Genomic DNA, 20,508 nt, shown 5'->3' with positions numbered 1-20,508 from the left:
CAGCGGGCGGTCAGTCGTCGCTCCCGCCCTTCTCCCGCTCCTTCTCGGAGAGGTGGATCACGCACACCGTCAGGGCGATCAGCAGCGCCGGGTCCGCGTCGTCGCGGACGACGTCCACGCCGTAGGTGTCCCGGAGGGTCAGCCACCGCCGTGACACGACGGCCAGCAGCTCACCGTCGTACTCGATGGCGAACTCCCGGTCGAGGATCCTGCCGCTGACGTCCAGTTCGTTCCCGTCGGCCAGGGACACCCGGTAGTGGTTGCGCAGCAGGGAGAGCCGCTTGCGGCGGATCGTGGCCAGCGGTTCGTCGCCCCGCTCGATCACCATGGTGTCCCGCAGGGTGAGCATCTTCTGGTGGATGTCGATGAGCACCCGCCCCTGGGCGTCCTTCAGCTCCCAGGTGTCCCGCAGCCGCATCGCCTTGCCGTCGACGAGGAAGACCTTGTTGCCGGTGTCGTCCTCGATCCAGTAGTCGTCGCCGAAGCCGAGGAGCCGGTCGTGCACGAGGAATCTCATGACGTGATCGCTTCCCGCGCGCCCGTCCCGAAACGCCGCCGGTAGGCCGACGGGCTGAGGCCCGTCTCGCGCCGCAGCCGCGCCCGCAGGTTGGCGGCGGTGCCCAGCCCGCTGCGGGCCGCCACCACGTCCAGCCGTTCCTCGCCGCGCTCGATCAGCCGACGCGCGAGGGTCACGCGCTCGGCGGTCAGCCAGGCGAGGGGCGTCGTCCCCAGCTGGGCCCGGAAGCGCCGGTGCAGCGTGGCCGGGGACACCGCCGCGCGCGCCGCAAGGTCCGCCACCGTCAGCGGTTCGCCCAGCCGCTCCTGCGCCCACGCCAGCAGGGGCGCGAGCGACTCGTCCGGCACGTGCGGCACCGGCCGCTCCACGAACTGGCGTTGGCCGCCGTCCCGGTGCGCGGCGAACACCAGCCGCCGGGAGACGGCGTTCGCGATCTCGGCGCCGTGGTCCCGGCGCCAGATGTGCAGCCCGAGGTCCAGGGCCGCCGCGCTGCCCGCGGCGGTGAGGACGTCGCCCTCGTCCACGAACAGCACGTCCGGTTCGAGCAGCACGCGCGGGTGCAGCCGGCGGAAGGAGTCCGCCCACAGCCAGTGCGTCGCGGCCCGCCGCCCGTTCAGGAGCCCGGCCTCGGCGAGCGCGAAGCTGCCGGTGCACAGGCTCATCACGCGGGCGCCCCGCGCGTGCGCGCGCCGGATGGCGTCCAGTACGGCGGGCCCGCGCGGCACCACGTTGTCCGGCCGGCCGGGCACGACGAGCGTGTCCGCGTCGTCCGCGGCGTCCAGTCCCGGCACGTCGGCGAGCGTGAAGAACCCGTGGTTCATGCGGATCCCGGGCGTCGGACCGCACAGCGTCACCTCGTACAACGGGCCCGGCAGCCCCAGCTCGGGGCGCGGCAGCCCGAACAGCTCGGTGGCGCAGCCGACCTCGAACGGGTTGGTGCCCTCGTCGACGAGCACGGCGACGCGGTGGGGGCGCGGCGGGTGAGAGGATCCTTGCGGCATGTGCGATTCCTAGCACTTATGCGGCGGCCCGGTCACCCCCGACGATGACGCCATGACCCAGGAACCGATCTCCCTCTCCACCGCCCTCGCCTCCTTCGCCGAGCAGTGGAGCCCCCGTATCGTCACCGCCGTCAACGACTACGACGTCCGCGTCGCCAAGATCGAGGGCGACCACGTCTGGCACGTGCACGACCACACCGACGAGTTCTTCCTCGTCCTCGACGGCGAGCTCCACATCGCCCTGCGCGAGGCGGCCGGGGAGCGCACGGTCGTCCTGCCGAAGGGCTCCGTCTTCACGGTCCCGCGCGGCACGGAACACAAGCCGTACGCGCCCGTCCCCACGGCCATCCTGCTCTTCGAACCGACCGGCACCCTCACCGTCGGCGACCGGCACGACGAGGTGCCGGACCACGTGGACGCGACCACCGGGCACGCGCTGACCCCGGGCGTCTCCTGAGGCGACCGCTCTCCGCGCTGCGGCATCGTGCCGCTCCCGCTACCGTCGGTGAGGGGCATGTCGGACGCGCGTCCGGCCCTTGGAGGTCGTCATGCCGGAGCTCTTCATCGGTGGTGTCTGGTGCTCGGCGGCCGACGGCGGCACGCGGGAGATCCGCTGCCCGGCCGACGGTTCGCTCGTCGCGACGGTCGACGAGGCCGGGCCGAAGGACGCCGCCGCGGCGGTCGCCGCGGCGCGCGAGGCCTTCGACCACGGCCCCTGGCCCCGCACCCCGGCCGCCGAGCGCGGCGCCCTGCTGCTGCGCACGGCCGCACTGCTGGAGCGCGACAAGGACGCCTTCGCCCGGGCCGAGTCCCTCGACACGGGCAAGCGGCTCGTCGAGAGCGCCTACGACATGGACGACATCGCGGGCTGCTTCCGCTACTTCGGCAACCTGGTCGCGGCCGGCGGCGGCGACCGGGTCGTCGACACGGGTGACCCGGGCGTCGACAGCAGGGTCGTCCACGAGCCGGTGGGCGTGTGCGCGCTGATCACGCCGTGGAACTACCCGTTGTTGCAGACCGCCTGGAAGGTGGCGCCCGCGCTGGGCGCCGGGAACACCTTCGTGCTCAAGCCCAGCGAACTGACCCCGCACACCGCCGTCCTGCTGATGCGGCTGCTCACCGAGGCCGGACTGCCCGGGGGGACGGCCAACCTGGTGCTCGGCGCGGGCCCGGCCGCGGGGGCTCCGCTGACCGAGGACCCGCGGGTCGACCTCGTCTCGTTCACGGGTGGCCTGGTCACCGGCCGGGCGATCATGGCGGCCGCCGCCCCGACCGTGAAGAAGGTGGCGCTGGAGCTCGGCGGCAAGAACCCCAACATCGTCTTCGCCGACGCGGACTTCGAGACCGCCGTCGACCACGCCCTGATGGCCGTCTTCCTGCACTCCGGGCAGGTCTGCTCGGCCGGCGCCCGGCTGCTGGTCCAGGACGAGCTGCACGACGCGTTCGTCGACGCGGTCGTCGAACAGGCGCAGCGCATCCCGCTCGGCGGCCCCTTCGACGAGGACGCCCGGACCGGACCGCTGATCTCCGCCGCCCACCGCGCCAAGGTCGAGGCGTACGTGGCCGCGGGGCTGGCCGAGGGAGCCGTGCTGCGCTGCGGCGGCCGGCGTCCGGACCAGGCCGGGTTGCAGGACGGCTTCTACTACCTGCCGACCGTCCTGGACGAGTGCGACGCCGGGATGTCCGTGATCCGCGACGAGTCCTTCGGCCCGGTACTGACCGTGGAGCGGTTCCGCGACGAGGACGAGGCCGTGGCGCTGGCCAACAGCACCGTCTACGGGCTGGCCGGCGCGGTGTGGACCGAGGACACCGACCGCGGCCACCGGGTCGCCTCGCGCGTCCGGGCCGGCACCCTGTGGATCAACGACTTCCACCCCTACGTCCCGCAGGCCGAGTGGGGCGGCATGAAGCAGTCCGGCTTCGGCCGCGAACTGGGGCCCGCCGGGCTCGCGGAGTACCAGGAGGCCAAACACGTCTGGCGCAGGCTCGCGCCCGCCCCGCAGCGATGGTTCTCATGACCGCCGCCCCTCAGGGCGCCGGCCCACCCGAGAAGGTGCACGGGGACGACTCGCTCGCCGAACTGGGCTACAAGCCCGAACTGAAACGCACGCTCGGCAACTTCCACACCTTCGCCGCCGGCATCAGCTACATCTCCATCCTCACCGGCACCTTCCAGCTGTTCTACTTCGGCGTCACCTTCGGCGGACCGGCCTACTGGTGGTCCTGGCCCATGGTGTTCGCCGGCCAGCTCATGGTGGCGCTCTGCTTCTGCGAGCTGGCGGCCCGCTACCCGGTCGCCGGCTCGGTCTACAACTGGGCCAAGAAGATGGGCGGCCCCCACGTGGGCTGGCTCGGCGGCTGGATGATGACGACGGCCACCATGGTCACCCTGTCGGCCGTCGCGCTCGCCTACCAGATCACGCTGCCGCAGATCGACGACTGGTTCCAGTTCGTCGGCGACGGCAGCGAGCCGGGCGACGCCGCCGCCAACGCCGTCCTGCTGGGCACCGTGCTGATCCTGTTCTCCACGCTGGTCAACGCCTTCGGCGTACAGCTGATGGCCCGGATCAACTCGGCCGGTGTGTTCATCGAGCTCATCGCGGCGCTCGCCCTGATCGTCTTCCTCGCCGCCCACATCACCCGCGGACCGGGCAGCGTCCTCACCGAGACGTACGGGCTGGGCACCGGTCAGAACCTCGGCTACCTCGGCGCGTTCCTCACCGCGTCCCTCGCCTCCGCCTACGTCATGTACGGCTTCGACACCGCCTCCTCGCTCGGCGAGGAGTCCCACGACCCCGGGCGCAACGCCCCCCGGGCCATCCTGCGGGCCCTGATCGCCTCCTTCCTGATCGGCGGCTTCATCCTGCTGTTCGCCCTGATGGCCGTGCCCGACCTGCACGCCGAGAAGCTGTCCACGGGCGGACTGCAGTACGTGGTCCTGGAGACGCTCGGTCCGGTGATCGGCGAGATCTTCCTGTGGTGCGTCGTCGTCGCCATCACGGTGTGCGTGCTGGCGGTGCACGCCGCCGGCATCCGTCTGATGTTCGCGATGGCCCGGGACAACAACCTCCCGGCCGGCTCGGTGCTGGCGAAGGTGAGTCCCCGGTTCCGGACGCCGGTGATCCCCGCGGTGCTCATCGGCACCGTCGGCGTGATCATCCTGGTCATCAACGTCAACCAGCCGCAGATCTTCTCGGTGATCACCAGCATCGCGATCATCATGATCTACGTGGCGTACCTGATGGTGACGGTGCCGATGCTCGTGCAGCGGCTGCGCGGCACGTGGCGGCCGCGGGAGGGCGCTTTCTCGCTCGGCCGCCTCGGCCTGCCCGTCAACATCCTGGCCGTGCTGTGGGGGACGGCGATGTCGCTGAACCTGGCCTGGCCGCGGCCCGAGGTCTACAACGCGACGGGACCGCAGCACTGGTACCTGCGCTGGGGGGCGTTCCTGTTCATCGGCATCGTGGCCGTCGGCGGCTTCGCCTACTACTGGTTCGTCCAGCGGCATCGCACGGGCGTACTGGCGGAGCACCGCGCCGAGGCCCCCTGACCCGGCCCCCGGCGGCCCCGCACCCACGGAGAGACCATGCCCGCACAGACCTCCCCGCCCGAGTTCGACTACGTCGTCGTCGGCGGCGGGACCGCCGGGGCCGTCGTCGCGGCGCGGCTGTCCGAGGACCCCGGCGTCACCGTCTGCGTCGTCGAGGCGGGGCCCTCGGACGTCGGCGACGACAGCATCCTCCGGCTCGAGGGCTGGATGGCGCTGCTGGAGTCCGGCTACGACTGGGACTACCTGGTCGAGCCCCAGGAGAACGGCAACAGCTTCCTGCGCCACGCCCGCGCGAAAGTGCTGGGCGGCTGCTCGTCCCACAACTCCTGCATCGCCTTCTGGGCACCGGCGGAGGACCTCGACGAGTGGGCCGCGCAGGGCTGCACCGGGTGGAGTGCGGCCGACTGCTTCCCCCTCTACAAGCGGCTGGAGACCAACGACGAACCGGGCGACCACCACGGCCGCTCCGGGCCGGTCCGGCTGCGTACCGTGCCCGCCGACGACCCCTGCGGCAGGGCCCTGCTCCAGGCGTGCGCGAAGGTCGGCATCCCGACCAGACCGTTCAACACGGGCACCACCGTCGTGCGGGGCGCGCATTGGTTCCAGATCAACGCCCATGAGGACGGCACCCGCGCCTCGGCCTCCGTGTCGTACCTCCACCCGGTCATGGGCAGGCGGCCGAACCTGGAGGTGAGGACCGGGCTGCAGGCCAGGCGCCTGCTGTTCGCCGAGGACGGGCGCTGCTCCGGCGTGGAGTTCCTGCTGCCCGACACGGTGCACACCGGCGCGGTCGCCGCCCGGCGCGAGGTGATCGTCTGCTGCGGGGCCGTCGACTCGCCCAAGCTGCTGATGCTGTCGGGGATCGGTCCCGCCGCGCACCTGCGCGAGGTGGGCGTCGACGTACGGGTCGACGCGCCCGGGGTCGGGTCCCGGCTGCAGGACCACCCGGAGGGCGTGATCATGTGGGAGGCCCGGCAGCCCATGGTCACCACCTCCACCCAGTGGTGGGAGATCGGCATCTTCACCGACACCGAACCCGGCCTGGACCGGCCCGACCTGATGTTCCACTACGGCTCGGTGCCCTTCGACCTGAACACCTACCGGCGCGGCTACCCCACGTCCGACAACGCGTTCTGCCTCACCCCGAACGTCACCCGGGCCCGCTCCCTGGGCACGGTGCGGCTGCGCACCCGCGACTTCCGGGACAAGCCGAAGGTCGACCCGCGCTACTTCACGCACGAGCACGACATCCGGGTGATGATCCACGGGCTGCGGCTGGCCCGCGAGATCGTCGCACAGGACCCCATGGCCGCATGGGCCGGAACGGAACTCGCCCCCGGCCCCGGCACCGTCAGCGACGAGGAACTCTTCGCCTACATCCGCGAGACGCACAACACCGTCTACCACCCGGCGGGAACGGTGCGGATGGGCGCCGACGACGACCCGGACTCCCCGCTCGACGCCCGGCTACGGGTCAAGGGCGTCCGCGGCCTACGCGTGGCCGACGCGTCGGTGATGCCCTTCCTGCCGGCCGTCAATCCCTGCATCACCACGATGATGATCGGCGAGAAGTGCGCCGACATGATCAAGGATGGCCAGGGGGCCTGACACCCGCGGTGGGGTCAGGCACCGTAGCCGTTGTGGTAGCCGTCCCGGGTGTGGTGGTGGGGCTGTTCCTCGACGACCGGGGTCGTCGGCGGCATCACGACGCGGCGGCGCCGGGCGATGCTGCTGAACGTCGCGACACCGATCAGGCCGACGATCATGAAGATGACACCGACCAGGTCGAGATTGACGCCCTGCATGTCCCAGTCGGTCGCGAACGTGAGGATGGCTCCCACGGCGATGAGGATGATGCACCCGCCGAGGCCCATGAGTGTCGCCTCCCTGTCAGATCCGGTCGGCTCCGGGTTTCCGGTCGATCCGGTTCCGTTCGGGTACCCCGGGTGTCAACCCCCATGCCGTGGTGGCCCGTTCCGCGGTGGAACTACGGCTGGAGGAACGCCACCAGGGAGTTGGCCAGCAGGTACGGGTCGTCGGCGCCGCACAACTCCCGCGCGCTGTGCATCGAGAGGATGGCCGCGCCGATGTCGACGGTGCTGATGCCGTGCCGCGCCGCGGTGATGGGGCCGATCGTCGTGCCGCAGGGCATGGCGTTGTTGGAGACGAAGGTCTGGAAGGGGACGTTCGCCTTCTCGCAGGCGGCGGCGAAGACCGCGCGGCCCGAACCGTCCGTGGCATAGCGGTTGTTGACGTTGACCTTGAGGATGGGGCCGCCGTTGACGCGCGGGTGGTGCGTCGGGTCGTGCCGCTCCACGTAGTTGGGGTGGACGGCGTGGCCGGTGTCGGAGGACAGACAGACCGTGCCGGCGAAGGCGCGCGCCCGGTCCTCGTACGAGCCCCCGCGCGCGAACACCGAGCGCTCCAGCACGCTGCCGAGGAGCGGGCCGTCCGCGCCGGTGTCCGACTGGGAACCGGTCTCCTCGTGGTCGAAGGCGGCGAGGACGGGGATGTACGACAGGCCCGCGTCGGACGTCGCGACCGCGGCCAGCGCGGCCACCCCGGCGTGCACGGACAGGAGGTTGTCCATGCGCGGACCGGCCACGAGCTCCTTGTCGCGGCCCAGGTACGCCGGGGGCTCCACGGAGTGGGTCATCAGGTCCCAGCCGGTGACCTCGCCGCGGGCCAGCCCCGCCTCCTCCTCCAGGAAGGCGATCAGGTCGCCGTCGCGCACGGTGTCGCCCACACCCCAGACGGGCTGGAGGTGGCGCTGCTTGTCGAGCTTGAGGCCCTCCGCGGACACGTTGCGGTCCATGTGGATGGCGAGCTGCGGGACGCGGAGCAGCGGGCGGTCGACGTTCACCAGGCGGGTCGAGCCGTCGCGCAGGGTGAGGCGGCCCGCCAGGCCCAGGTCGCGGTCGAGCCAGGAGTTCATCAGCGGGCCGCCGTAGATCTCCACGGCGACCTGGCGCCAGCCGTGCGTCCCGGTGTCGGGGCGCGGCTTCACGCGCAGGTTGGGGGAGTCGGTGTGGGCGCCGACGATACGGAACGGGGTGTGCGGCTCGGCGCCCTCGGGGACGTACCAGGCCACGATCGCGCCGCCGCGCAGCACGTACTTGCCGCCCGTGCCCGCGGCGGGAGCCGCTGATGTCACCGTCTCCCAGGCGTCCGTCTCCGTGACCTGCCGGAAGCCGGCCTTCTCCAGCCGCTCGGCGGCGTTCGCCACGGCGTGGTACGGCGTGGGGCTCGCCGCCAGGAAGGACATCAGGTCGTCGGTGTGGCCGCGGTCGAAGCGGGCTGGTGCGCTCATGGGTTCACCTTAACGACGTGCGAGGGCCCGCTTCCCGTGGAGCGGGAGCGGGCCCTCGTCAGGGTGTGTGGAATTGATGGAGGAGCCCGGACGGGACCGGACCGGTCCTAGAAGGCCGCCTCGTCCAGCTCCATCAGGTCCAGCTCGACGCCCTGGGCGACCTTGCGGGCCAGGGTGAGGCCGGGCAGGACGTTGGCCGCGAAGAACTTCGCCGCGGCGATCTTGCCGGTGTAGAACGCCTTGTCCTTCGCGGACGCGGTCGGCAGCTTCTCGGCGGCGATGGCGGCGCCCTTGAGGAGCAGGTAGCCGACGATCACGTCACCGGAGGCCAGCAGCAGGCGGGTGGTGTTGAGCCCCACCTTGTAGATGTTCTTGACGTCCTGCTCGGTGGCCGCGAGGTCGGTGAGCATCAGGCCGACGATGGCCTCCAGCTCGACGGCGGCCTTGGCCAGGTGCTCACGGGCGCCGGACAGCTCCTCGCCGCCGGTGCCGAGGGCGAGGAACTTCTTGATGTCCTCGGCGAGCGAGTTCAGCGCGGCGCCCTGGTTGCGGACGATCTTCCGGAAGAAGTAGTCCTGGCCCTGGATCGCCGTGGTGCCCTCGTACAGGGTGTCGATCTTGGCGTCGCGGATGTACTGCTCGATCGGGTACTCCTGGAGGAACCCGGAGCCACCGAAGGTCTGCAGGGACTGGGCGAGCTGCTCGTACGCCTTCTCCGAGCCGTAGCCCTTGACGATCGGCAGGAGCAGGTCGTTGAGGGCGTGCTCGGCGGCGGCGTCCTCGCCGTTCGCCTCCTTGACCTGGATCTCGTCCTGGACGGAGGCGGTGTACATGACGAGGGCGCGCATGCCCTCGGCGTACGCCTTCTGCGTCATCAGCGAGCGGCGCACGTCCGGGTGGTGCGTGATGGTGACCTTGGGGGCCGACTTGTCCATGAAGTTGGCCAGGTCGGGGCCCTGCACGCGCTCCTTGGCGTACTCCAGGGCGTTGAGGTAGCCCGTGGAGAGGGTGGAGATCGCCTTCGTGCCGACCATCATGCGGGCGAACTCGATGATGCGGAACATCTGGCGGATGCCGTCGTGCTTGTCGCCGATCAGCCAGCCCTTGGCGGGGTGGCGGTCGCCGAAGGTCATCTCGCAGGTGTTGGAGGCCTTCAGGCCCATCTTGTGCTCGACGTTGGTGGCGTAGACGCCGTTGCGCTCGCCCAGCTCGCCGGTCTCGAAGTCGAACTCGTACTTCGGGACCAGGAAGAGGGACAGGCCCTTGGTGCCGGGTCCGGCGCCCTCGGGGCGGGCGAGGACGTAGTGGAGGATGTTCTCCGACATGTCGTGCTCGCCGGACGTGATGAAGCGCTTCACGCCCTCGATGTGCCAGGAGCCGTCCTCCTGCTCGACGGCCTTGGTGCGGCCGGCGCCCACGTCCGAACCGGCGTCCGGCTCGGTGAGCACCATGGTGGAGCCCCACTGCTTCTCGACGGCGATCGAGGCGATGTGCTTCTGGACCTCGTTGCCCTCCTCGAAGAGGATGCCGGCGAACGCCGGGCCGGAGGAGTACATCCACACGGCCGGGTTGGCGCCGAGGATCAGCTCCGCGTACGCCCAGATGAGCGAGCGGGGCGAGGTGGTGCCGCCGATCTCCTCGGGCAGCCCGAGCCGCCAGTACTCGGAGTCCATGAAGGCCTGGTAGCTCTTCTTGAAGGACGCCGGGACCGGCGCGGTGTTGGTCTCCGGGTCGAAGACCGGCGGGTTGCGGTCGGCGTCGGCGAAGGACTCGGCCAGCTCGTTCTCCGAGAGGCGGCACAGCTCCTCGAGGACGCTCTTGGCGGTGTCGGTGTCCATCTCCGCGAACGGGCCGCTGCCGTAGACCTTGTCGCGGCCGAGCACCTCGAAGAGGTTGAACTCGATGTCCCGGAGATTCGGCTTGTAGTGCCCCATGGCGACGGCTCCGTAGAGAGAGATCGGCGAGGCACTGACTCCTCGCGCTAGTTCACGTACCAACAAGTAGCTACGATGATGCTACCCGTCGGTAATAAGAAGCAACCCCGATCGGGACATCTGTGACTCACCCCTCGTGGGGGATCAGTAGTCTGTGCGGCATGTACGGCTACGACCAGAACGTAGGGGCACAGCAGGGCTACGTCCCGCCGCAGCAGCAGATGCCGGGCGGCTACGGGCAGCAGCAGCCGCCGCTGTACCCCGAGCCGTCCCCGCCGTCGCTCGCGGACGCGGTGCGCGCCTTCACCTCCGGGCAGATGTCCGCCGAGGACTTCCAGCAGGTCTTCGCGACCTCGAAGGTCTACTGCCCCCGCGGTGACAACCCCGGCTTCCTCGCCCTGCACAACACCCAGCAGCCGGTGATCCCGATGTTCACCTCCCTCAAGGAGCTGCGCCGGTACGCGGGCAAGGAGTCCAAGTACTTCGTGATCACCGGCGCGGAGGTGATCGACCTCCTGCCGACCGGCTACGGCTTCGTGCTGGACATGGAGGGCGAGCACCGAATGGTGTTCGACGCCAAGGCGGTCGAACAGATGGTCGATTTTGCGATGCGCCGGATGTATGGCTAGACGCCATTGCTGCGCAGACGGCTGACCGTTGGCCGCCGTTGATGCGTGAGCCCGGAGGGAATGTCCTCCGGGCTTTCTTCGTTCCAGGTGGCAAGAAGTTCAACGCTCAACTAAAGTGGGGCGCACGCCGCCCGAGGAGGTCGACATGCCTGCCGTGACCGTCGAGAACCCGTTGACGCTGCCCCGCGTTTCCGCACCCGCCGACGCCGTCGCGCGTCCCGTGCTCACCGTCACGACCGCGCCCAGCGGTTTCGAGGGGGAGGGCTTCCCGGTGCGCCGCGCGTTCGCGGGGATCAACTACCGGCACCTGGACCCGTTCATCATGATGGACCAGATGGGTGAGGTGGAGTACGCGCCCGGAGAGCCCAAGGGCACGCCCTGGCACCCCCACCGCGGCTTCGAGACCGTCACCTACATCATCGACGGGATCTTCGACCACCAGGACTCCAACGGCGGTGGCGGCACCATCACCAACGGCGACACCCAGTGGATGACGGCGGGCTCCGGCCTGCTGCACATCGAGGCGCCGCCGGAGCAGCTGGTCATGTCGGGCGGTCTCTTCCACGGCCTCCAGCTGTGGGTGAACCTGCCGGCCAAGGACAAGATGATGGCCCCCCGGTACCAGGACATCCGCAGCGGCTCCGTCCAGCTGCTCACCTCCCCCGACGGCGGTGCGCTGCTGCGGGTCATCGCCGGTGAGCTGGACGGTCACGAGGGCCCCGGAATCACGCACACGCCGATCACGATGGTCCACGCGACCCTCGCGCCGGGCGCGGAGGTCACCCTGCCCTGGCGGGAGGACTTCAACGGCCTGGCGTACGTGCTGGCCGGGCGCGGTTCCGTGGGCGCCGAGCGGCGGCCGATTCACCTGGGGCAGACGGCGGTCTTCGGGGCCGGGGGCTCGCTGACCGTCCGCGCGGACGAGAAGCAGGACTCGAACACCCCCGACCTGGAGGTCGTGCTGCTCGGTGGCCGGCCGATCCGCGAGCCGATGGCGCACTACGGGCCGTTCGTGATGAACACCCGCGACGAGCTCCAGCAGGCCTTCGAGGACTTCCAGAAGGGGCGGCTCGGCACCGTTCCGGCGGTCCACGGCATGTCGGCGGCGGGGCCGGACGCCTGACGCGGGCCGGGGCTGCCCGGGTGACGCGGCATCAGCCTGACGTCGCGTCACCCGGGTGGGCCGTCCGCGCAGGACAGCCCGCCCGGTGCGTGATCGGCTGGGTCCGTGCAGCTGCTTCCCGGACCGGTCCGCCGTTTCGCCGCCTGGTGTGCCGTCATCCTGCTCGCCAGCGGTGTCGTCTACGTCGCGATCCGGCTCTGCGTCGAGTTCCGGACCGCGGTGACGCCGGCGCTGCTCGCGCTGCTGGGCACCGCCCTGCTCAGGCCGCTGTACCGGCGGATGGTGAAGGCCCACGTGCAGCGGTCGCTGGCCGCCGGGCTCACCTGTGTCGCGGTCGTCGCCGTGGTGGGCGGGGCCGTGTACATCGTGGTCGCCGCGCTCATCGACTCCGGTGACCAGATCGTTTCCTCGCTCCGGCGGGCGGCGCGGGATCTCGCCGACCACTTCGGGGCGGCCGGCACCTCGCTGGACGACGTCGCGTCCAACGCGCGCGAGCTGCTGGGCAGGTTCGGCGGTACGGCCGCCTCCGGGGTGATCACGGGGGTGAGTGTGGTCGGGGAGATGCTGGCCATGGCCGTGCTCGCCCTGCTCCTCGTCTTCTTCTTCCTGCGCGACTCCGACCGAGCCGTCGGCACGGTGCGCGCGATCGTCCCGCCCGGCGCCGCCGACACGGTCGAGGCGATGGCCCGGCGGGCCTTCGGGGCCGTCGAGGGGTTCATGCGGGGCACCACCCTCATCGCGCTCATCGACGCCACCTGCATCACCGTCGGGCTGCTCGTCCTGCGCGTCCCCGGCGCGGTCGGGCTCGGCGCGCTGGTCTTCGTCGGCGCGTACATCCCCTACCTCGGCGCCTTCCTCTCCGGGGCCGTCGCCGTGCTGGTCGCGCTCGCCGACCGCGGGTTCGTCATCGCGCTGTGGGCCCTCGGAGTGGTCCTGGCCGTGCAGGTGCTGGAGGGGCACGTGCTCCAGCCGATGATCCAGAGCCGGACCGTACAGATGCATCCGGCGATCGTGCTGCTGGCGCTCACCGCGGGGGCGTCGGTCGCGGGCATCCTGGGGATGCTGCTCGCCGTCCCGCTCACCGCTGCCGCGTTCGGGATCGTGCACGAGCTCCAGGGGCGCTACACGACCGCGGAGGCGTCCACCGGCCCGCCACGGCCGCCGTCCTCGGGGCCGTCCTCCGGAGCCGAGGCCTCGTAGACCTCGTACCAGATGCTCTTGCCCTCGCCGCGCGGGGCGACGCCCCACGCGTCCGCCAGCAGCTCGATCAGCATCAGGCCCCGCCCCGAGGACGCCATCTCCCCCGGCCGGCGCCGGTGCGGCAGGTCGTCGCCGTTGTCGGTGACCTCCACCCGGATCCGCCGTTCGCCCGGTTCCCCGGCGACCTCGGCGACCAGCAGGGCGTCGGTGTCGGTGTGGACCAGGACGTTCGTCAGCATCTCGGAGAGCAGGAGCACCGCCGCGTCCTGCTGCTCCTCGCTGGGCCAGTCGTGGAGCAGGCCGCGCAGGTGCTGCCGGGCGGTGGCGATCCGGGCGGGCTCGGCCTGGGCGATCGTCAGCATCGTGCGGCGCACCGGGGCGGGGGGCGCGGTGCTCTCGCCGCAGCCGCAGCCCTCGCCCTGCCGGCACAGCAGCAACAGGGCGATGTCGTCCTCCCGCCGGTCGGCCAGCGGGCCGGTGGTGTGGTGCGAGGAGGGCCCGTGCACGGCCTGGACCAGTGCGTCGGCGAGCTCTTCCAGGCCGCCGGTGTGCTCCTCGAGGATCACGCGAAGGCGGTGCCAGCCGGTCTGCAGGTCGTGCCCGCCGGTCTCGACGAGGCCGTCCGTGCACATCATCAGGGTGTCCCCGGGCTCCAGGGCGAGCCGGGTGGTCGGGTAGTCGGAGTCCGGGTCGATGCCGAGGGGCAGCCCGCCCGCGGTGGCGAGGATCAGCGCCGTCCCGTCCGCCATGCGTACGACCGGGTCCAGATGCCCGGCGCGGGCGCTCTCCACGGTGCCGGTCGCGGGATCGACCTCGGCGTAGTAGCAGGTGGCGAAGCGCATGTCCCCGGGGTCCTCCTCGGACTGGCTGAGGCCGTGGAAGAAGTGGGAGGCGCGGGCGAGCACCGCGTCGGGGCGGTGGCCCTCCGAGGCGTACGCGCGCAGGGCGATGCGCAGCTGGCCCATCAGCCCGGCGGCCCGTACGTCGTGTCCCTGGACGTCGCCGATGACCAGGGCGAAGCGGCCCCCGGGCAGCGGGATCATGTCGTACCAGTCGCCGCCCACCTGGAGGCCGCCGCCGGTGGGCACGTAGCGGGCGGCGATGCCCATGCCCGGGATCTCCGGGCCGAGGACGGGCATCATGGAGCGCTGGAGCCCGTCGGTCAGCTCCCGCTGGGTCTCGGCGGCGCCCGCCCGGGACAGGGCCTGGGCCAGCATCCGCGCCACGGTGGTCAGCACGGACCGCTCGTCCGGTGTGAACGCGACCGGGTAGGCGAAGGCCGCCATCCAGGCGCCCATGGGGCGGCCCGCCACGGTCAGCGGAAGAAAGGCCCAGGAACGGCGGCCGAAGCGCTCGGCGAGCGGCCAGGTCATGGGATAGCGGGCCCGGTACTGCTCGGGGGAGGAGAGATAGACGGCCTGGCCGGTGCGGACCACCTCGGCGGCCGGGTAGTCGGTGTCCAGCGACATGTCCACGAACGGGTTCTCCTCGCCCTGCGGCTGCCCGTGGTGGCCGATGACCGTCAGGCGGTCGCCCGAGACCCCGAACACGCCGAGCCCGTCCGGGGAGAATCCCGGCATCGACAGGCCCGCCGCGACCCGCAGCACCTCCGCGGTGGACCGCGCCTCGGCCAGGGCCCGGCCCGCGTCCAGCAGGAACGCCTCGCGCGAGCGGCGCCAGTCACCGGTGACCGCGCTGCGCCCGGCCGGGGTGCCCGGCGCCGGGTCGGTGACCTCCTGGAGGGTGCCGGTCACCTCGTACGCCTTGCGCACGGTGTCGAAGGCCGGCCGGGAGCGGCTGCGCACGATCCGGACGATGTGGCCCCGTTCGTCCATGACCCGGACCCGCACCTCGGCGAGCGTGCCCTCGGCGGCGGCGAGCCGGACCACCCCGGTGATCTCGTTCCAGTCCACCGGATGGAGCCGCGCGCGTACCTGCGCCTCGGTGAGAAGCGCCCGTTCCGCGGGCAGCCCGAGCAGGCGGGCGGTCTCCGCGTCGACCGTGACCTCTCCCGCGGCGGTGTCCCAGTGCCACAGGCCCGTCGCCAGAGTGGCAAGGACGTCCCCGACCTCCGGCAGGGGCTCATCAGTGCGCATTTCCCCACTGTAAGAAGAGGCGATCGAACGCTGCCACCGGTCAATGCAGAGGAGCACGGGGGTGGGCGCCCGGTACGCTGGGGTTGTTTCACGTGAAACGCGAAACGCCATCCCCGATCCGCGAAGGCTGGATGAACGACGATGCATCGGTACAGGTCCCACACCTGCGGCGAGCTCCGCTCCTCTGACGTCGGCACCGACGTCCGACTGAGTGGCTGGCTGCACAATCGGCGCGACCTGGGCGGCATCCTCTTCATCGATCTGCGTGATCACTACGGCATCACGCAGCTCGTCGCCCGCCCCGGCACCGAGGCGTACGAGGCGCTGGACAAGCTCACCAAGGAATCGACCGTCCGTGTCGACGGCAAGGTCGTCTCCCGGGGCGCCGACAACATCAACCCCGACCTGCCCACTGGTGAGGTCGAGGTCGAGGTGGGCGAGGTCGAGCTGCTCGGCGCCGCCCAGCCGCTGCCCTTCACCATCAACACCGAGGACGGGGTCAACGAGGAGCGGCGTCTGGAGTACCGCTTCCTGGACCTGCGCCGCGAGCGCATGCACCGCAACATCATGCTGCGCACGGCGGTGATCTCCGCCATCCGGCACAAGATGACCGCGCTCGGCTTCAACGAGATGGCGACGCCGATCCTGTCCGCCACCTCGCCCGAGGGCGCCCGCGACTTCGTGGTCCCCTCCCGGCTGCACGCGGGCCGGTTCTACGCGCTCCCGCAGGCCCCGCAGCAGTTCAAGCAGCTGCTGATGATCTCCGGCTTCGACCGCTACTTCCAGATCGCGCCCTGCTTCCGTGACGAGGACGCGCGCGCGGACCGCTCGCCGGGCGAGTTCTACCAGCTCGACGTCGAGATGAGCTTCGTCGAGCAGGAGGACGTCTTCCAGCCGATCGAGCAGCTGATGACCGAGCTGTTCGAGGAGTTCGGCAACGGCCGCCACGTGACCTCTCCGTTCCCGCGGATCCCGTTCCGCGAGGCGATGCTGAAGTACGGCTCCGACAAGCCGGACCTGCGCGCCCAGCTGGAGCTCGTCGACATCACCGACGTCTTCGAGGGCTCGGAGTTCAAGGCCTTCGCCGGCAAGCACGTGCGCGCGCTGCCGGTCCCGGCGGTCCAGGACCAGCCCCGCAAGTTCTTCGACCAGCTCGGTGACTTCGCGGTCTCGCTCGGTGCGAAGGGCCTGGCGTGGGTCCGGGTGGCCGAGGACGGCTCGCTGACCGGCCCGATCGCGAAGTTCCTCACCGAGGGGAACGTCGCGGAGCTGACCAAGCGGCTCTCGCTGGCCCCCGGGCACGCGGTGTTCTTCGGCGCGGGCGAGTTCGACGAGGTCTCGAAGATCATGGGCGCCGTGCGCGTCGAGGCCGCCCGCCGCGCCGGCCACTTCGAGGAGAACGTCTTCCGCTTCTGCTGGATCGTCGACTTCCCGATGTACGAGAAGGACGAGGAGACCGGCGCGATCGACTTCTCGCACAACCCCTTCTCGATGCCGCAGGGCGGTCTGGAGGCCCTGCAGACCCAGGACCCGCTGGACATCCTGGGCTGGCAGTACGACATCGTCTGCAACGGCGTCGAGCTGTCCTCCGGCGCGATCCGGAACCACGAGCCGGAGATCATGCTCAAGGCCTTCGAGATCGCGGGCTACGACCGCGAGACCGTCGAGGACAAGTTCGCCGGCATGCTGCGCGCCTTCCGCTTCGGCGCCCCGCCGCACGGTGGCATCGCCCCCGGCGTCGACCGCATCGTCATGCTGCTGGCCGACGAGCCCAACATCCGCGAGACGATCGCCTTCCCGCTCAACGGCAACGCCCAGGACCTGATGATGGGCGCGCCGACCGAGCTGGACGAGGCCCGGCTGCGGGAACTCCACCTGACGGTGCGCAAGCCGCAGCCGAAGTAGTCCAAGCAGGTCACGAGGGGCCCGGAACCGACACCATCGGTTCCGGGCCCCTCGTTAGGTGTGGCGGTCCGGTTCAGGCGAACAGGTCTTCCGCGCGCTCCACTGTGCCGGCGCGGTCGAGCCAGTCGTTGAGGAGGGTGAGGTCGGAGCACGTGGCGATGCGCTCGCGGACGGCGTCGGTGATCGCGAGACCGCGAACCTCAAGCACGCGCAGAACGCCCTTCGCCTCACCGCGGGCCTCGCCTTCGGCCTCGCCTTCGGCCTTGCCTTCCAGGTACTTCTCCTCGAAGAGCGTCCCGTGCCCCGGGAAGTGGGTGATGACGTCCTGCATCAGCTTCCTCCAATTGTCCCTGGTCGGAGTAGATTCCAGACCGACTTCCACCACCTCGAACCAGTACTTCGTGATGTCCGGCTCGAATGACAGCAGCCCACGGGCCACGGTTTCCAGTATGGCGGGCGCCCGTCGGCTCTCGCTGTGAACGATGGCCGAGAGCGCTGCCAGGGCGGGTCGCCGGACCACCGTCGCCTCGTCGGTGACCTCGGGAACGGTCTGCGGTCCCAGGACGAACGGGCAGGTGGTCTGGGTGGTCCAGGGACCCACGGCACAGTCGAACGGCCCCATGGCCCAGGCCGCCGTGGCACGGTCGCGGCAAACCGCCACCAGCAGGACCGGCATGTCGTACTTCGCGGACAAGTACGCGACGTAGTACGACCAGCTCCTCGCCTTGTCGGGGTCCTTCTTGGTCTGGGACTCCACGGCAATCAGGAAGCTCTCCCCCATGTCGGGTTCGAACTTGAGCACCGTGTCCGCGCGGCGTTCCATCGGTCGGATCTCGGTGACGTCGGGGGAGAGCTCGTGGAAGTCCGCCGGCGAGGGTGGCGGCAGCCCCAGTGCCTCGAAGACGGGGGCGAGGGCTTCCGGGTGCTCCTGGAAGAGCCGATGGGAGGCCTCGTGTGTCGATGTGACCATGTGCGCAAGCTAGCTACGCGCAAGGTCCGGGCACTTGGCATATGCGGGAGCGTTCACCCGTTCGGGGAGGGAAGGAACGTTCAGTCACCCGCCCCGGGGTGTTCGGGTCAGCGGGCCACGAATTGCGTCAGGATCGCCTGGACCTCGTAGATGTCGACGCCCTTGGTGAAGGTCTTCTCGATCGGGGCCGGGGTGCCGGAGAGCCAGATCTTCAGCTCGGCGTCGAGGTCGAAGTGGCCGGCCGTCTCGACCGAGAAGTGCGTGATGCTGCGGTACGGGATCGAGTGGTACTCGGTCTTCTTGCCGGTGATGCCCTGCTTGTCGACCAGGATCAGGCGCCGGTCGGTGAACAGGATGGTGTCGCGGATCAGCAGGTAGGCGGCGTGGATCTGCTCGCCGTGGCCCAGGAGCCGGGCGTAGTCCTGCTGGGCCTTTGCCGGGTTGACGGTGTGCGCGTTGCCGAAGAGTGCCATGGATGTCCCCCCACGTGAGCTGGTTCTTCGTTCGAGCTTCGCAAACGTGGAGGGCCCGGGAGAAGCTTCCGCCTCTCCCGGGCCCCTGCTGTAGCGAGCGTGTTACGCGGTCGGCTTCTCCTCGAGACGCGGGAACAGCACCGCGCCCTTGGTGACCGTCGCACCGGCCGGCAGCCGGCCCCAGTCCGCCGCGTCCTGGACCTTCTGGTCCGCGAGGGCACCCAGGGGGGCCTCCGCACCGAGGGAGTCCCAGAGCTTCTGGGAGGTGTCCGGCATGATCGGGTTGAGCAGGACGGCCACGGCGCGGAGGGCTTCCGCGGCCGTGTAGAGGATCGTCGCCAGGCGGGCCTTGCCCTCCGGGGAGTCGTCCTTCGCGACCTTCCAGGGCTCCTGCTCTGTGATGTAGCCGTTGACCTGCTTGACGAAGTCGAAGACCGCCAGGATGCCGCCCTGGAAGTCGAGCTCCTCGCCGATCTTCCGGTCGGCCTCCGTGACGGCCCTGGTCAGGCCGTCGTGGATCGCCTTCTCCGCGTCCCCGTCAGCCGTCGCGGCCGGCAGCTCGCCGCCGAAGTACTTGTTGACCATGGCCGCCACGCGGGAGGCGAGGTTGCCGTAGTCGTTGGCCAGCTCGCTGGTGTAGCGGGCGGAGAAGTCCTCCCAGGAGAAGCTGCCGTCCTGGCCGAAGGCGATCGCGCGCAGGAAGTACCAGCGGTACGCGTCCACGCCGAAGTGCGAGGTCAGGTCCTGCGGCTTGATGCCGGTCAGGTTGGACTTCGACATCTTCTCGCCGCCCACCATCAGCCAGCCGTTGGCGGCGATCCTGCCGGGCAGGGGCAGGCCCTGCGCCATCAGCATCGCCGGCCAGATGATCGCGTGGAAGCGGAGGATGTCCTTGCCGACCAGGTGCACGTCGGCCGGGAAGGTGTCCTCGAACTTCTCCGGGTTCTCGTTGTAGCCGACCGCCGTGGCGTAGTTCAGCAGGGCGTCGACCCACACGTAGATCACGTGCTTGTCGTCCCAGGGGACCGGCACGCCCCAGTCGAACGTCGAGCGGGAGATGGAGAGGTCCTGGAGGCCCTGGCGGACGAAATTCACGACCTCGTTGCGCGCGGACTCGGGCTGGATGAAGCCCGGGTTGGCCTCGTAGTGGGCGAGCAGCTTCTCGCTGTACTCGCTCAGCTTGAAGAAGTAGTTCTCCTCGCTGAGGACCTCCACCGGCTTCTTGTGGATCGGGCACAGCTTCTGGCCCGCGTACTCGCCTTCGCCGTCGAGCAGCTCGCCGGGGAGTTTGTACTCCTCACAGCCCACGCAGTACGGGCCCTCGTAGCCGCCCTTGTAGATCTCGCCCTTGTCGTACAGGTCCTGCACGAACTCCTGGACGCGGTCGGTGTGCCGCTTCTGCGTGGTGCGGATGAAATCGTCGTTCGCGATGTCGAGGTGCTCCCACAGGGGCTTCCACGACTCCGTGACGAGCTTGTCGGCCCAGGCCTGCGGGGTGACCCCGTTCGCCTCGGCCGTGCGCATGATCTTCTGACCGTGCTCGTCCGTGCCGGTGAGGTACCACACCTTCTCGCCGCGCTGGCGGTGCCAGCGGGTGAGCACGTCGCCTGCGACGGTCGTATAGGCGTGGCCCAGGTGAGGAGCGTCGTTGACGTAGTAGATGGGGGTGCTGACGTAGAACGCCTTGCCACCCTGCTTCTCGGTTCCAGTGGCCGCCATGGGCGAAATCCTACTGGCCCGACGGAGATCGGCTCACACGCGTTTCGGGGGGCGGACAGGGGTGCGCTTCCCTGTCCGCCC

Annotated in this window: 17 protein-coding genes; 8 read left to right on the top strand and 9 right to left on the bottom strand. The window is 70.4% G+C overall.

The annotated features are described in order from the left end of the window. Window positions 1-10: 10 nt before the first annotated feature. The gene (locus tag ACIGO6_RS14215) at window positions 11-517 is read right to left on the bottom strand and encodes an LURP-one-related/scramblase family protein (protein ID WP_399875382.1); all 507 of its coding nucleotides are present in this window, start codon (window positions 515-517) and stop codon (window positions 11-13) included. Further along, window positions 514-1,518: a helix-turn-helix domain-containing protein gene (locus ACIGO6_RS14210; RefSeq protein WP_399875381.1), complete on the bottom strand. Its 1,005-nt coding sequence runs from the start codon at window positions 1,516-1,518 to the stop codon at window positions 514-516. The genes ACIGO6_RS14215 and ACIGO6_RS14210 overlap by 4 nt, the downstream gene beginning before the upstream one ends. Before the next feature lie 52 nt (window positions 1,519-1,570). Between ACIGO6_RS14210 and ACIGO6_RS14205 the strand changes: the two genes are divergently transcribed. The 4 genes from ACIGO6_RS14205 to ACIGO6_RS14190 all read left to right on the top strand — a co-directional run bounded on the left by ACIGO6_RS14205 (window position 1,571) and on the right by ACIGO6_RS14190 (window position 6,676). Further along, the gene (locus tag ACIGO6_RS14205) at window positions 1,571-1,975 is read left to right on the top strand and encodes a cupin domain-containing protein (RefSeq protein WP_399875379.1); all 405 of its coding nucleotides are present in this window, start codon (window positions 1,571-1,573) and stop codon (window positions 1,973-1,975) included. Between the two features lie 91 nt (window positions 1,976-2,066). Then, window positions 2,067-3,536 (top strand): aldehyde dehydrogenase family protein, encoded by a 1,470-nt coding sequence (locus ACIGO6_RS14200; protein WP_399875378.1) that lies wholly within the window; start codon window positions 2,067-2,069, stop codon window positions 3,534-3,536. Then, window positions 3,533-5,068 carry an APC family permease gene (locus tag ACIGO6_RS14195; protein ID WP_399875376.1) on the top strand — a complete coding sequence of 512 codons (1,536 nt, stop codon included), beginning with the start codon at window positions 3,533-3,535 and terminating at the stop codon, window positions 5,066-5,068. The genes ACIGO6_RS14200 and ACIGO6_RS14195 overlap by 4 nt, the downstream gene beginning before the upstream one ends. A 36-nt stretch (window positions 5,069-5,104) precedes the next feature. After that, window positions 5,105-6,676, top strand: a complete 1,572-nt coding sequence (locus ACIGO6_RS14190; RefSeq protein WP_399875375.1) for a GMC family oxidoreductase — start codon at window positions 5,105-5,107, stop codon at window positions 6,674-6,676. 14 nt (window positions 6,677-6,690) lie between these two features. Here ACIGO6_RS14190 and ACIGO6_RS14185 read toward each other — a convergent pair whose 3' ends face one another. The 3 genes from ACIGO6_RS14185 to ACIGO6_RS14175 all read right to left on the bottom strand — a co-directional run bounded on the left by ACIGO6_RS14185 (window position 6,691) and on the right by ACIGO6_RS14175 (window position 10,312). Continuing rightward, window positions 6,691-6,942 (bottom strand): DUF6458 family protein, encoded by a 252-nt coding sequence (locus tag ACIGO6_RS14185; RefSeq protein ID WP_399875374.1) that lies wholly within the window; start codon window positions 6,940-6,942, stop codon window positions 6,691-6,693. A gap of 113 nt (window positions 6,943-7,055) precedes the next feature. Next, window positions 7,056-8,378, bottom strand: a complete 1,323-nt coding sequence (locus ACIGO6_RS14180; protein WP_399875373.1) for a M18 family aminopeptidase — start codon at window positions 8,376-8,378, stop codon at window positions 7,056-7,058. A 107-nt stretch (window positions 8,379-8,485) separates the two neighbouring features. After that, a complete protein-coding gene (locus ACIGO6_RS14175) occupies window positions 8,486-10,312 on the bottom strand; it encodes an acyl-CoA dehydrogenase (protein ID WP_399875371.1) in 1,827 nt (608 codons plus the stop codon). A gap of 161 nt (window positions 10,313-10,473) precedes the next feature. Between ACIGO6_RS14175 and ACIGO6_RS14170 the strand changes: the two genes are divergently transcribed. From ACIGO6_RS14170 to ACIGO6_RS14160, 3 genes are all read left to right on the top strand, one after another. Further along, entirely contained in the window at window positions 10,474-10,941 is a 468-nt protein-coding gene (locus tag ACIGO6_RS14170; protein WP_399875370.1) for an SseB family protein, read from the top strand. 145 nt (window positions 10,942-11,086) lie between these two features. Beyond that, window positions 11,087-12,064, top strand: coding sequence for a pirin family protein (locus ACIGO6_RS14165; protein ID WP_399875369.1), 978 nt, complete (start codon window positions 11,087-11,089; stop codon window positions 12,062-12,064). A 105-nt stretch (window positions 12,065-12,169) separates the two neighbouring features. Continuing rightward, window positions 12,170-13,264 (top strand): AI-2E family transporter, encoded by a 1,095-nt coding sequence (locus ACIGO6_RS14160; protein WP_399875367.1) that lies wholly within the window; start codon window positions 12,170-12,172, stop codon window positions 13,262-13,264. On the opposite strand, the gene ACIGO6_RS14155 is transcribed toward ACIGO6_RS14160, so the two are convergent. Next, complete coding sequence (locus tag ACIGO6_RS14155) at window positions 13,186-15,360, bottom strand: SpoIIE family protein phosphatase (protein ID WP_399875365.1); 2,175 nt, start codon at window positions 15,358-15,360, stop codon at window positions 13,186-13,188. The two genes, ACIGO6_RS14160 and ACIGO6_RS14155, sit on opposite strands and share 79 nt — an antisense overlap. Window positions 15,361-15,501: 141 nt before the next feature. Here ACIGO6_RS14155 and aspS point away from each other — a divergent pair, with 141 nt between their 5' ends. Further along, the gene (gene aspS, locus ACIGO6_RS14150) at window positions 15,502-17,265 is read left to right on the top strand and encodes an aspartate--tRNA ligase (protein ID WP_399875363.1); all 1,764 of its coding nucleotides are present in this window, start codon (window positions 15,502-15,504) and stop codon (window positions 17,263-17,265) included. Between the two features lie 73 nt (window positions 17,266-17,338). Here aspS and ACIGO6_RS14145 read toward each other — a convergent pair whose 3' ends face one another. The 3 genes from ACIGO6_RS14145 to metG all read right to left on the bottom strand — a co-directional run bounded on the left by ACIGO6_RS14145 (window position 17,339) and on the right by metG (window position 20,427). After that, window positions 17,339-18,235, bottom strand: a complete 897-nt coding sequence (locus tag ACIGO6_RS14145; protein WP_399875361.1) for a hypothetical protein — start codon at window positions 18,233-18,235, stop codon at window positions 17,339-17,341. Between the two features lie 107 nt (window positions 18,236-18,342). Beyond that, a complete protein-coding gene (locus tag ACIGO6_RS14140) occupies window positions 18,343-18,708 on the bottom strand; it encodes a PH domain-containing protein (RefSeq protein WP_073726254.1) in 366 nt (121 codons plus the stop codon). A 102-nt stretch (window positions 18,709-18,810) separates the two neighbouring features. Continuing rightward, window positions 18,811-20,427, bottom strand: a complete 1,617-nt coding sequence (gene metG / locus ACIGO6_RS14135; protein ID WP_399875359.1) for a methionine--tRNA ligase — start codon at window positions 20,425-20,427, stop codon at window positions 18,811-18,813. Between the last annotated feature and the right edge of the window lie 81 nt (window positions 20,428-20,508).

Source organism: Streptomyces sp. NPDC053750, assembly GCF_044544295.1.
GTDB lineage: Bacteria > Actinomycetota > Actinomycetes > Streptomycetales > Streptomycetaceae > Streptomyces.
This window is presented reverse-complemented; position numbering and strand designations above follow the sequence as displayed.